Consider the following 12,965-nt stretch of genomic DNA (forward strand, 5'->3'; position numbering starts at 1 on the left):
TTCCATCGTACAATGCATTTATAAATTGAAAATTGTTTATAGGTGCATTTGTGTGGCGCTCGTCTTTCAGCCTTTTACAGTTTCAGTTTAGTTTTAGTTTTTATCTACAGTTTTAAAACCCGATGGAATTGCCGCCGTCAACACATAAAACCACGCCCGTTACATACTTCGCAGCATTGGAAGCCAGGTACACAACAGCATATCCTATATCAGCCGGCTCACCCAATTTGCCCATTGGCGTGCGGCCCATCACTTTAGCTTTACGCTCAGGATCGTTGTTCAGTGCTTTTGCTGACATATCTGTTGCAATAAAACCTGGTGCAATACAGTTAACACGGATACCTGATGGTGATAGCTCTACTGCCAGTGATCTGGTCATGCCCTCAATAGCAGTTTTAGATGCAGTGTAAGCAACCACTTTCGGCAAACCGTATTGTGCCGCCATTGAGCTGATCATTACTATACTGCCTCTTTCTCTTTGCAGCATAAACTTTGCAACTTCACGTGTCACAGCAAAAACAGCCTGCTGATTTACCTTGATTATTTCGCTGAATTCTTCATCTGTAACATTTATCGCTTCCTTCTTCAAATTAATTCCGGCATTATTTACCAGTATATCTATCGCGCCGATCTGTTCTTCTACTTCTTTTATAAATGCAGGGATAACAGAAAGATTCGCCAGATCCACAACTTTATATGTTGATTTTTGCCCGAGTTCTTCACAGGCGCTGCGTAACAAAGCTTCATTTCTTCCCACAATAGTTACAGATGCTCCATTTTCTACAAGTGCTTTAGCTGTAGCAAAACCCAGTCCTTTACCGCCACCTGTTACCAATGCATGCTTTCCTGTAAGATCAAATTGATTTATGTATTCCATGTTTCCTTTACGTATTTAAGTTTTGAACCGGCAATATATTACCATTACGGTCACAGCACATCTCTTTAACCGTTTGAAATTTTCATTCCTAACGCACCTGCATTTATGTAATATGATTTTTTACTTTGTTGTAGCCATTTGCAGCGCTTTAGTAGTAGTGTAATATTTTGCTATCATGTTCGGCTGCTCCCAATCGGGCAGCTTTTTATTTTTCAGATATTGAAGAAAACGCTCCATCACCTGTCCAAAATGAGCTTCGTGGCCAACCTTGTAGGAATCAGGAATATTCATTTTCCATCCTTTTACAGTCTTCACTACACCAATGCCCTGATAGTTTGCAGCAATTTGTTGTATAGCGGCCTGTAGCTTTTGTTCAAAGTCCGCATTGTTTGTTAGTGGTTCTATATATAATGTTGGCTGAAACTGTTCTTCCTTTCCTTGCTTAATAATAAGGTTCGCCTTGGTTCCGCGGAATAACGAGTAATGTGTGTCCCCACTTCCTTCCGGTGCCTGGTAATGCCACAACGCGGCTATTTTAGCATGAACACCATTTATCGTATAATTGATATCGCCATTAGCAATAATATTCAGTACTGTATCTTTCTGTACAAATTTTTTAAGGAACGAAGGAAAGCTGTCCTGTCTTGTCATTGCTGCAAACTGAGAAAGGGTTAAAGGCGTTGCCCATCTGCTGGCCGATTCAACTACGATATCTTTTTTGTAATCGATGATCTTGTCAGGAAAGCTCTCCCATTGCACCAGGTCTACAAGGTGCGTTCCTACATCAGCCATCGCATCGCCTTGTTGTTCAGGATCAAAAAACCATGTTGGTCTCTTTAGTGCATTGCCAGATACATATTTGTAAAAGTGATGCACGCTCTCCATTACCACAGCTGGATTATCTTTTGTGCCTTGTTGTAAAGTGCCAAACACATCTTGTTGCTTCATTAATTCGCGCTGGAGGATAGTGGTGATTTCAGAACGTTCTGTCATAATATCGTACAACAGCACATTCTTTTTATTGGCTTCTTCAAATGACTGCAACAGCAGGTCGAAGCCGGCAGAAGTTATAGCCATCGGCTTATCCGCCAGAACATTCAAACCTGCGTCAACAGATTTCTTGATGTATTCGGTTTTTCTCAGATTATTACCAGCTATAACTACCACATTTCCTTTTTTATCCGCAACCATCTTATCCAAAAAATCATTGCCCTTGTATATTTCTTCCTGCCAGTGCGTAGGCTTTTCCGTCCGTTCGTTGTATTGTTTTACGAGAGCGAGATGTGCATTTAGCTCTTCTCCGTCAGGTGCGTATACATGAACAACACTATCAATGCCCGGATACATGGTTTTTTGTACCAAAGCAGCATGAAAGTGCCCCGGATCCAACGTGATTAACCTTACCATTGAAGAATCAGTATTCGTTCCTTTTGCGGTGCTTCCTGAATTACATGAAACACTCGTCAAAGCAAGAGCAGCAAGAGAAAATGTGGTTAGTTTGTTAAACATAATTGAGCTATCAGCTGTCAGCTATTAGCTATCAGCTGGTTTTTAGTAATGATTTTGTTTGATCGCATCCCTAACGCTTCGTTAAGGAAATAATATCCGCGTAATCTTTCTATCAACTCCTTTCTAAATCGTGTATTCCTTCATTCATCATCAACCCAATCCCGTTAATCCTCAAATCTTATAAATCCAGGTCTAGACCAGTTGGTATGGCCAACGTTGCGGTTTACACAACATTGCATTCGCCTCATCATCGTTTTTAAACTTCTCCTGGATCGGATCCCAATAAAGTTTGCGTTTTAACTTCATCGCAGCATGATTGAGCAAACAAACGGAGCAGGCTCTATGTCCAACTTCAATTGGTGTAATAGGTGTTTGTCTTGTTTGAATACAATCCAGCCAGTTACCATGATGCTCTTTACTTTCATACAGATGCAATTCATTCTCCCCGATCACTGAAGTAAGTATTTTGGGATCGCTTGCATCAAGTGCTTTCGCATTTTTATCTTTTGCAACAGGATCGTTTGCTGTTGCGGAATAGTTGCCACGCGTAACAAAGATCCATCCATCGGAACCAACAAATTTTACACCGTTAGGATATTGGTCGCTTGCCAGTACCCGCACACCATTTGCAAACAGGCTTTCCGTTTTAAATGAGCCATGCACATCCCATAAGCTGCCGGCAGGAGGCCACTCGGCAGTTCCGAATATTTCAACCGGACCGGTAAATTCAGTACCCATTCCCCAATTGGCAATATCAAAGTGATGCGCGCCCCAGCCTGTGATCATACCTGCACCAAATTGCTCAATGCGCAACCAGCCTGGTCTCGAAAAATCATTCGTGGGATGAACACGTTTTAATGTATAAGGAACATAAGGCGTAGAGCCCAGCCATTTTTCATAATTCAATTCTGACGGTACCGGCATTGGCTGCTCGACTGTGGCTTGTTTAGGATCATCAATTGGCAAGCCAACATAAATAGTATGCAGTTTACCGATGCGACCATTACGAACCAACTCACATGCGCGTTTAAATTGCGGCATCGAACGTTGTTGGCTGCCTATTTGTAGTATGCGTCCTGATTTATGTACTTCATTACTTAAAAAACGTCCTTCAGAAATAGTGAGTGATGCCGGCTTTTGCATGTACACATCCTTACCCGCACGCACTGCCGCAACAGCAGGTATTACGTGCCAGTGGTCAGGTGTGCTGATCAATACTGCATCAATATCTTTATTTGCCAGCAATTCAAGATAGTCGTCATACCTAATAACCCCATTGTATGGCTTTCCCTCCTTCTTTGAATAATAATCATTCACCAGTTTCTGCGCAGAAGCCAGGCGGTTCTTATCAAGATCACACACGGCAATAATGCGTGCTTTACCGTGCTGCCACGTACCTGGCATATCATGTTCACGGGAAATCCTGCCTGTACCTATAGCTCCTATATTGATCCGGTTGCTTGGTGCATATTTACCAAACACACTTGCAGGAACAATTGTGGGAATATTTACAAGTGCAACACCGGCGGCACCTGCAATAGAGTTCTTCAAAAACTTCCTTCTCGATGAATCGTTGGTTTTCTTTTTCATAACTATAGGTTTTGAAAAGCTATGAGCTGTCAGCCATCAGCTTTCAGCTTTTAGTAACTATCTATATATTTAAACATCCGCACATAAAAAGACTCGCTTCATTTGCATAATCGCACATCCGCACATTTGCACATCTACACATTTGCACATTTAATATGGCAGCGGATCATCCGGACTCTTAGCCTTCGCTTTTGAATAATCCGGTTTATCGTTGCCACCAGCCACCCACTCTATTCCACCAAGCAAGTGTTTTTGAAAAACGGGATTTGAATAAGTAGCGCTGTCATGCCCAAGTGTTGTATACCATTGTCTGCCTCCATCAAATTCGTGACACCAGACTGAAGGAAAAGTCTGTCCGTAGAAAACAGGTTTGTCCTTATCGTCCACGCTACTCAGATCATGAACTACAAGCACATGCAGATCCGGATTTACTTCTTTTACATAATAGCATTCATCATCACACTCCCATATCTGAGGTAAGGATGCTGTTGAAGGATGCGTGTTATCGATGACAATGTCTTTAAACTTCTGATGAGCTGCATGACGCAGGAAAGTGGCGCCCAGCAAGCGTTTGAACCATGGCCAGTTGCGTTCTGTTCCCGATGCGGAATGTATTCCGATAAATCCTCCGCCGGCCTGAACGTATCGCATCAAAGCAACCTTTTGTTCATCTGACGTAAAAACATCATTATTCGTATTATTAAAGATGAGAACATTGTACTTTTTCAAATTTTCTTCTGTGAAATCTTCGGGCTTGTCAGATACATCAACAACAAAACCGTTTTCCCTGCCAAGTTGCTGCAAACTCGAAGTTGCCGCTGCAATATTTTGATGAACATAGCCCTTGCCATTTTTGGTATATACAAGTACACGTTTGTTCTTCAGACTTGCATTGGAAGATGAGGCCGATCTTTTTGCTGATGTGCACGCAAATCCGAATGCTACAATTGCGGTAAGCAGACACGTTATACCAAGTAACTTTTTCACAGTACCCATAATAATTTTAAATCCTGTTTAATGTTTTTCTGATTATTTGCCGGCAATAAACAATGGCAGGTCTGAACACGCTATAACAATGCAATGTTTTGCATAGCGGTAAACAAAGTTTTTTTCATTATGCGCAAGGTCTATCCAATCGTTCCAGGCAAAAGCAATTATTCCGGTTCTTCATTCAAACATAAAAAGAATATCTGTTTAAAACACGTGCTGCTAAAATTGATTAGCAAAGCAATTCGCCTCACTCGTTGCCGGGAACGTTTGCGTTGATGTAACCACGGTTTTTTCCCAAAAAAATTTTAAAAATTTTGAATGAATAACCTTGTTTATTAGATATCTATAAATAGATTTATGCTTTAAACCCCTTATAAGCGTTATAATAGTGCAATGGATAATTCGCAACGTATAGTCACAATTAAAGATATCGCTCAAGAGTTGAAACTCTCTGTGAGCACGGTTTCCCGTGCGTTAAGAGATAGTGCTGAGATAAAGCTTGAGACAAAGATGCTGGTAAAGGAAGTAGCAGCAAGACTGCACTACACTCCCAACCCCATTGCATTGTCACTGAAAGAAAAAAGAAGCAAGATTATCGGCGTCATCGTTCCTGAAATTGCCAATAACTTTTCATCCAACACTATTGCAGGCATTGAAGACATCGCTTATAAAAAAGGTTATCATGTACTTATCTTTCAAAGTCATGAAAAATATGAGCGTGAAAAGGAAAATGTTCAGCTCCTTGTTTCCAGGCGCATTGATGGCCTGATCATTTCGCTTGCGAACGAAACACAGTGCTATGATCATCTTACTGATACAATAGATAAGAACATTCCGCTCGTGATGTTTGATCGTGTGTGTCATTCAATCAACGCACATAAGGTAATTACCAATGATTACTTTGGCGCATACAACGGCGTTGAACACCTGATACAACAAGGATATCACAACATTGCACTGATAACGCTACCGCTCAACCTTTCCATCACACAGAACAGGTTAAACGGTTATAAAGACGCAATGAAAAAATACAATCTTCCGGTTCGTGATGAATGGATCATTCATAGCCCAATCGACGTTGTGTGCAGTGAAATGACGATCAGAAGGATCCTTGAATCGGATAACAGACCGGACGCTATTTTTATTTCTGCAGAAAGATTGAATATCATCTGTATTAAAGTGATAAAAGAAATGGGGTTGCGTATTCCTGAGGACATTGCTATTGCCGGCTTCTCCGATAATCCCATCACGCCTTATCTTGCTCCCGCACTCACTTCTGTTAAGCAACCTACATTTAACGTTGGACAGAAAGCAGCCGAACTTATTATTGAATTGATTGAAAACAATAACACTACAACACAATACCGCACCATTCAGTTAGATACTGCGTTAGATATACAGGCCTCTTCAAGAAGAAGACAGTAAGACCGTAAGATCGTAAGACAGTAAGATGGTAAGAAGATGTGCTGTCTATGTTTAGTTGTTATCTCGCACCTGAGAAAGATCAGAGATCAAAAAAACAGACATCAGAGATATAAGACCGTAAGACGCGTAAGATCGTAAGACAGTAAGAAGGTAAGAAGATGTGCTGTCTATGTTTAGTTGTTATCTCGCACCTGAGATAGATCAGAGATCAAAAGATCAGACATCAGTGATATAAGACCGTAAGACAGTAAGATCGTAAGACAGTAAGAAGGTAAGAAGATGTGCTGTCGATGTTTAGTTGTTATCTCGCACCTGAGATAGATCAGAGATGAAAAAATCAGACATCAGAGATATAAGACCATAAGACGCGTAAGATCGTAAGACAGTCAGAAGAAGTGCTGTCTATGAATTATTGGGATTTTGCGCCTGAACAAATCAGAGATCAAAAAATCAGACATCAGAGATATAAGACCGTAAGACGCGTAAGATCGTAAGACAGTAAGAAGAAGTGCTGTCTATGAATTATTAGGATTTTGCGCCTGAACAAATCAGAGATCAAAAAATCAGCGATCAGCGATATACCAAAACGCTTTATATTTGACGACAACATTTTAAACACCTCTCAAATTGATTGCTTATGTTCATGGAACAGACCATGCGTTGGTATGGCCCTAATGATCCGGTTAGCTTATCAGATATTCGCCAGGCAGGTTGCACAGGCGTTGTTACTGCGCTTCATCATATTGCTGTTGGTGACATATGGCCGGTTGATGAAATAAATAAAAGAAGACAACAGGTAGAAGATGCAGGAATGACCTGGACGGTTATTGAAAGTCTGCCTGTACATGAAGACATCAAAAAACACACTGGCAACTATCTTCAATATATAGAGAACTACAAGCAGAGTCTTCGCAATGTTGCCGCATGTGGATTGAAAGTTGTTACCTATAACTTTATGCCGATCCTTGACTGGATGCGTACAGATATTTCCTATGAAATGGCCGATGGCAGCAAGGCATTGTATTTTGAAAAAGCTGCTTTCATTGCTTTTGATCTTTTTATTTTAAAGAGACCAGGCGCTGAAAAAGATTATACTGAAGATGAGATCAGTAAAGCCAAAGCAAGATTGGAAAGCATGACTGCAGAACAAAAAGATGTTTTGTACACCAATGCATTACTTGGCTTACCAGGAAGTGAAGAGCGTTTTACTGAAGAGCAAATTTTGAATGCATTAAATACTTATAAAGGCATTGATGCGCAAAAATTAAAACAGCATTTGTTTTTCTTTCTGCAGCAGGTTGTTCCCATAGCGGAAGAAGTGGGATTGAAAATGGCGATCCATCCTGATGATCCTCCATATCCGATATTGAGCTTACCCCGTATTGTAAGTACAGAGCAAGATGCTGTTGAATTGCTGAACAGCATTCAATCTCCTGCAAACGGTTTGTGCTTTTGTACGGGATCTTACGGTGTAAGAGCGGATAATGATCTTGTTGGAATGGTTCAACGCCTGGGCGATCATATTCATTTCCTGCACTTACGCAGCACAAGACGTGATGCTGAGGGCAATTTTTATGAAGCGGACCACCTGGATGGTGATGTTGATATGTATGCAGTAGTGAAAGAAATTGTGTTATTGATGAAACGCAGAAATGTTGCAATTCCTATGCGCCCCGATCATGGGCATCAAATGTTGGATGATCTGAAAAAGAAAACCTATCCCGGTTATTCTGCAATTGGAAGATTGAGAGGTTTGGCGGAGTTGAGAGGTTTGGAGCTGGGGATAGCGAGAAGCCTCTAAGAAGACATGTAAGACAGTAAGATCGTAAGATAGTAAGATAGTAAGATGGGCTGTTCAGTTTTGAATATCCCCTTTCTATTTAGCATCGATTCGTTCGGTGAACAGTAAAAAAATAGATCTGGAGAAAGATAGCGCTTCGGCAAAAAACGTGTCCTACACTTGCAAGTGTAGGACACGTTTTTTGTAAATCCAGTTAATCCCCTAATCCCAAAAATCCCGGTCAAGATAATGCCACCCCTTCGGGATTAGTAGAAGACACGTAAGACAGTAAGATCGTAAGATCGTAAGATGGGCTGTTCAGTTTTTGAATAGCCTATTTCTATAAAGCATCGATTCATTCGGTGAAAAGTAAAAAAAATACATCTAGAGAGATCGGGCTTTGCAGCAAAAAACATGTCCTACACTTGCAAGTGTAGGACATGTTTTTGCAAATCCTGTCAATCCTCCAATCCCAAAAATCCCGGTCCAGATAATGCCACCCCTTCGGGGTTATTTTCGCCAAACTATATGATTATGCTATAATAATTTCATCCCTTCCGGATTTGTAGAAGACACGTAAGACTGTAAGACAGTAAGAGCGTAAGATGGGCTGTTCAGTTTTTGAATAGCCTATTTCTTTTTAGCATCGATTCATTCGGTGAACAGTAAAAAAATAGATCTGGAGAAAGATTGGGCTTTGCAGCAAAAAACGTGTCCTACACTTGCAAGTGTAGGACACGTTTTTTGCAAATCCAGTTAATCCCCTAATCCCAAAAATCCCGGTCAAGACAATCCTAATCCAAATCCTAATCTAGGGACCACGGCTTCCTGATATTTGCCTTCGCCAATCTGTTTGCTTCCTTATCGTGCCTGAATTTTTCTTTTTCCGGGTTCCATTCCAGCGGGCGGTTTAACCAGTAGGCTATGTTTGCTATGCAACACAAACTGCTGGTGCGGTGACCAGTTTCTGCATTGCAAATAGGTTGAGTGCCGTTCTTAATCGCATTTAACCAGTCAGAATAGTGATCATCACTCTTATACAAATGAATTTCATTTGGCTGGATAGTCGCGGTCACAATATTTGCAGGATCGGATGTTAAATATTCACGGCTGATATCAAGCGTTCCTTTTGAGCCAATAAATCGTACACCAAAACCTCGTCCAAAGTCCATGTGCTTCATCACTACGCCATTTTTATACACCATGGTAAGGTGCTGATGGTCCTTACCGTCAGGAGGATAAAAATGAACCGGACCGGATTCATCCATGCCCAGGCCCCATTGTGCAATATCAAACATGTGTGCACCCCAGTCGCTCAAAATGCCACCACCAAATTCTTTGTATTTTCTCCAGTTAGGAAAGATGTCTAACTCTACAGGCGGAGCATAATCCGCATTAAAAGGCACCAGTGGCGCAGGACCGCTCCACATGTCCCAGTTAAGCACTGATGGCACTTGCTGTTGCGGCAGCGTTGCAGGCACAGCAGCCACACCAACATTCACTTGCACTTCCTTAACATCACCGATGTAACCATTGCGAACAAGCTCGCAGGCATGGTGGAAAGTCTCGCGGGAACGCTGCATACTTCCCGTTTGGAGTATAACATTATTCTTTTTTGTTGCATTTACCATTGCCCGGCCCTCTTCAACTGAATGTGCCAGTGGCTTTTCGCAATACACATGCTTTTTTTTATTCGCAGCCATTACGGTCATTACAGCGTGCCAATGATCCGGAGTGGCAATAACCACCGCGTCAATATCCTTTCTATCTAATAATTCACGAAAATCTTTATAGCCGGTAATGCCTTTATAATCCATTTTGTCTTTGACCTCAGCATATAACTTTTTCGTATTTGATTCGAACAGATCCAGTTTTTGCTGATCTACATCGGCAGCGGCGACCACCTGTGCGCGGGTGGCAAAGTTGCGAACCAATCCTCTCCCCTGTTTTCCTGTGCCGATAAATCCCAGGTTTATCTGGTCACTTGGAGCAACATAATTTTTTCCTCCCATAACATGGCGGGGAATAATGGTAATAGCAACAGCGGCCTGTACAGTATTTATCAAAAACTTGCGTCTTCCGGCGGAGTAGTTGGGCCGGGGTATTTGTTTTTTCATGTGGAATCGTTAAGCGTTCTTTCAAATATACTTAATCCACTCTATGATTGTTAAGCCAGATCACTTAAAAAAATTATACATATATAGCTGTAAGTAAGACTTACAGCCCCTTCTATATTTGCATTTACTCGCAAGCCCACATTCATTATCTTTGCCAACCTTTTATTTTTTTAATATGAGTCAACATTTGTCCGAACAGGAAATCATCCGCCGTGAAAAGTTAGGAAAGCTGAAAGAAGCAGGCATAGATGCATATCCTGCACCTTTATATCCCGTATCACATTTTTCTGCTGATATCAAGAAGGAATTCAGTGAAGAAACAAAAGACAATTTTGCCAGCGTTTGCGTTGCAGGCAGAATCATGAGTATCAACGACAAAGGCAAGGTTTTCTTTATAAAGATACAAGACAGCAAAGGCATTATTCAGTTGTATGTAAAACGCGATGACATTTGCCCTGGTGAGGATAAATCTTTCTGGGATAATGTTGTAAAACATGGACTGGATCTGGGTGATATTATCGGTTCTACGGGTTTTGTATTTATCACTAAAACAGGCGAAACATCCATACACGCGCAAACAATTACCTTGCTGACGAAATCCCTGAAACCGCTTCCTGTGGTAAAAAGAGATGAGCACGGGCACGTTTTTGATGCTGTCACTGATCCTGAGTTCCGCTATCGTCAACGTTATGCGGACCTGATCATCAACCCGGATGTGAAAGAAACATTCGTAAAAAGAACCAAACTGATCAATACCATCCGCGACTTTTTGAATGGCCAGGGTGCGATTGAGGTAGATACGCCGGTATTGCAATCTATTCCGGGTGGTGCTGCGGCCAGACCGTTTATGACACACCATAATACGTTGGACATGCCTTTTTACCTGCGTATTGCGAATGAGCTGTACTTAAAAAGACTGATCGTTGGTGGTTTTGACTGGGTATATGAATTCAGCCGCAACTTCCGTAATGAGGGCATGGACAGAACACATAATCCTGAGTTTACCGTGTTGGAATGGTATACAGCTTATAAGGATTACTTCTGGATGATGGAAGTGACCGAACAATTAATTGAAAAAATTGCTCTGGCGCTGCACGGAACAACAGAAGTAAAAGTTGGCGAAACTATCATCAATTTTAAAGCGCCGTTCAAACGTCTGAGCATTTATGACGCGATAAAAGAAAACACTGGCATCGACATCAGCGAAATGAATGAAGATGAGCTTCGCACTACCTGCAAACAACTGCATATTGAGGTAGATGCTTCAATGGGTAAAGGCAAGCTGGTCGACGCATTGTTTGGCGAGAAGGCAGAATACAAATATGTTCAACCGACATTCATTATAGACTATCCTGTTGAAATGAGCCCGCTTACCAAAAAGCACCGCAGCAAACCGGGGCTGGTTGAGCGTTTTGAGCTGATGATCAATGGAAAAGAAATTGCGAACGCCTATTCTGAGCTAAACGACCCAATCGATCAACGTGAACGTTTCGAGGAGCAGGTTCGTTTGATGGAGCGTGGCGACGATGAAGCAATGTTCATCGACTATGACTTTTTACGTGCCCTGGAATACGGTATGCCTCCTACCAGTGGTATTGGTATTGGAATTGACAGGCTTTGTATGTTGATGACCAATCAGCCTTCTATTCAGGATGTGCTGCTGTTCCCGCAAATGAGGCCGGAAAGAATGGAAGAGCAGGAAGATTAGCCGCAAAGACGCAAAGACGACAAGAAGCACAAAGAAATAAATGACAAAAGCACAGAATATAAGTTTTATTCTGTGCTTTTTTTATGTTTAGTATTCGAATTCTTCTTTTTAAGAATGCTGATAGCTCAATGCTGATAGCTGAAAGCTTATTGAACCGGCGACGGAGCAGGCGTTTGTGCTGGCGGAGGAGGAGTACTATCGTTGTTCGATGGCAATAAGCTGTCTCCAACCAACAGGTTACCGGTGGCATTTGTAAAGCTATATTTGCTGAAATCCTGTTTTGCGGTAAGTGCAGCACCGCGCAGGTTTTCGCCGGACTTTTTATGAACATTCACCGGCTTGTCTGAGTAGAAGATTTGTTTATTTTGATCCCACCATAGTTCGTCGCAGAACAACGTATCACCCTTGACGTTGAATACAACAACACTATCACGTAAGAATACCTTATTGTCGTTTTGAAGATAGTGACCGTATTTGGCGAACAGATGACTTTCCATTTTCAGGCTGTCGTTATAAAAGATCACCTGGAGCGATTTTGGGAAAATGGTACGTGGCGTATCGTTTTGTGTCCGCAACATTTCAGGAGCAGTCAGCCGTGCTTTCATAACACCGCCTTCACTCATATAACTTTCGATTTGTACGCCTTCTTCAACACCTGTTCTTTTCTTGCCCAGATCCTGTACTTCTTCGATTTTATTCTCACAGGAAAATAACAGCAGCGCCGGAAGCAGTATTGCCCATTTCTTATTTATGCGTAAAAAGCGTTGTATCATAAATTCTGTGAAATAAAATCGGCCCAAAGATAAGTGAAGAAACGTGTAAGCCGGCACCCCCTGAACGTTGCAAATGTCATTTTAACAGGAGCTCTAAGCATTCGGCTATCAGCTATCAGCCTTGAGCCATCAGCTATGAGCTATCAGCTTTGGATTTTGATCTCAATCTGCCTAATTATCAGTTTCATTCTTTCGT

Annotated in this window: 9 protein-coding genes; 3 read left to right on the top strand and 6 right to left on the bottom strand. The window is 41.6% G+C overall.

What is annotated here, in order from left to right; genetic code table 11:
- Positions 1-112 precede the first annotated feature (112 nt).
- The 4 genes from QTN47_RS15525 to QTN47_RS15540 form a co-directional block, all read right to left on the bottom strand.
- Positions 113-877: an SDR family NAD(P)-dependent oxidoreductase gene (locus QTN47_RS15525; protein WP_369330311.1), complete on the bottom strand. Its 765-nt coding sequence runs from the start codon at positions 875-877 to the stop codon at positions 113-115.
- A gap of 120 nt (positions 878-997) precedes the next feature.
- The gene (locus QTN47_RS15530; protein WP_369330312.1) at positions 998-2,386 is read right to left on the bottom strand and encodes a putative oxidoreductase C-terminal domain-containing protein; all 1,389 of its coding nucleotides are present in this window, start codon (positions 2,384-2,386) and stop codon (positions 998-1,000) included.
- A gap of 192 nt (positions 2,387-2,578) precedes the next feature.
- Entirely contained in the window at positions 2,579-3,976 is a 1,398-nt protein-coding gene (locus QTN47_RS15535) for a Gfo/Idh/MocA family protein (RefSeq protein WP_369330313.1), read from the bottom strand.
- 150 nt (positions 3,977-4,126) lie between these two features.
- A complete protein-coding gene (locus QTN47_RS15540) occupies positions 4,127-4,963 on the bottom strand; it encodes a ThuA domain-containing protein (protein ID WP_369330314.1) in 837 nt (278 codons plus the stop codon).
- A 396-nt stretch (positions 4,964-5,359) separates the two neighbouring features.
- Between QTN47_RS15540 and QTN47_RS15545 the strand changes: the two genes are divergently transcribed.
- Complete coding sequence (locus QTN47_RS15545; protein WP_369330315.1) at positions 5,360-6,391, top strand: LacI family DNA-binding transcriptional regulator; 1,032 nt, start codon at positions 5,360-5,362, stop codon at positions 6,389-6,391.
- Positions 6,392-7,028: 637 nt separating this feature from the next.
- Positions 7,029-8,192, top strand: a complete 1,164-nt coding sequence (gene uxuA, locus QTN47_RS15550) for a mannonate dehydratase (protein WP_369330316.1) — start codon at positions 7,029-7,031, stop codon at positions 8,190-8,192.
- A gap of 785 nt (positions 8,193-8,977) precedes the next feature.
- Here the strand turns inward: uxuA and QTN47_RS15555 are convergent.
- Positions 8,978-10,288, bottom strand: coding sequence for a Gfo/Idh/MocA family protein (locus QTN47_RS15555; RefSeq protein WP_369330317.1), 1,311 nt, complete (start codon positions 10,286-10,288; stop codon positions 8,978-8,980).
- A 175-nt stretch (positions 10,289-10,463) separates the two neighbouring features.
- Here QTN47_RS15555 and lysS point away from each other — a divergent pair, with 175 nt between their 5' ends.
- Positions 10,464-11,996, top strand: a complete 1,533-nt coding sequence (lysS, locus tag QTN47_RS15560; RefSeq protein WP_369330318.1) for a lysine--tRNA ligase — start codon at positions 10,464-10,466, stop codon at positions 11,994-11,996.
- Between the two features lie 146 nt (positions 11,997-12,142).
- Here lysS and lptC read toward each other — a convergent pair whose 3' ends face one another.
- Positions 12,143-12,769: an LPS export ABC transporter periplasmic protein LptC gene (gene lptC / locus QTN47_RS15565; RefSeq protein ID WP_369330319.1), complete on the bottom strand. Its 627-nt coding sequence runs from the start codon at positions 12,767-12,769 to the stop codon at positions 12,143-12,145.
- Positions 12,770-12,965 lie beyond the last annotated feature (196 nt).

Source organism: Danxiaibacter flavus (assembly GCF_041060425.1).
Lineage (GTDB): Bacteria > Bacteroidota > Bacteroidia > Chitinophagales > Chitinophagaceae > Danxiaibacter > Danxiaibacter flavus.

Bases quoted from the DNA above. Each gene is read 5' to 3' on its own strand.
- QTN47_RS15525 (WP_369330311.1), bottom strand. From the start codon at position 877: ATGGAATACATAAATCAATTTGATCTTACAGGAAAGCATGCATTGGTA.
- QTN47_RS15530 (WP_369330312.1), bottom strand. From the start codon at position 2,386: ATGTTTAACAAACTAACCACATTTTCTCTTGCTGCTCTTGCTTTGACG.
- QTN47_RS15535 (WP_369330313.1), bottom strand. From the start codon at position 3,976: ATGAAAAAGAAAACCAACGATTCATCGAGAAGGAAGTTTTTGAAGAAC.
- QTN47_RS15545 (WP_369330315.1), top strand. From the start codon at position 5,360: ATGGATAATTCGCAACGTATAGTCACAATTAAAGATATCGCTCAAGAG.
- uxuA (WP_369330316.1), top strand. From the start codon at position 7,029: ATGTTCATGGAACAGACCATGCGTTGGTATGGCCCTAATGATCCGGTT.
- QTN47_RS15555 (WP_369330317.1), bottom strand. From the start codon at position 10,288: ATGAAAAAACAAATACCCCGGCCCAACTACTCCGCCGGAAGACGCAAG.
- lysS (WP_369330318.1), top strand. From the start codon at position 10,464: ATGAGTCAACATTTGTCCGAACAGGAAATCATCCGCCGTGAAAAGTTA.
- lptC (WP_369330319.1), bottom strand. From the start codon at position 12,769: ATGATACAACGCTTTTTACGCATAAATAAGAAATGGGCAATACTGCTT.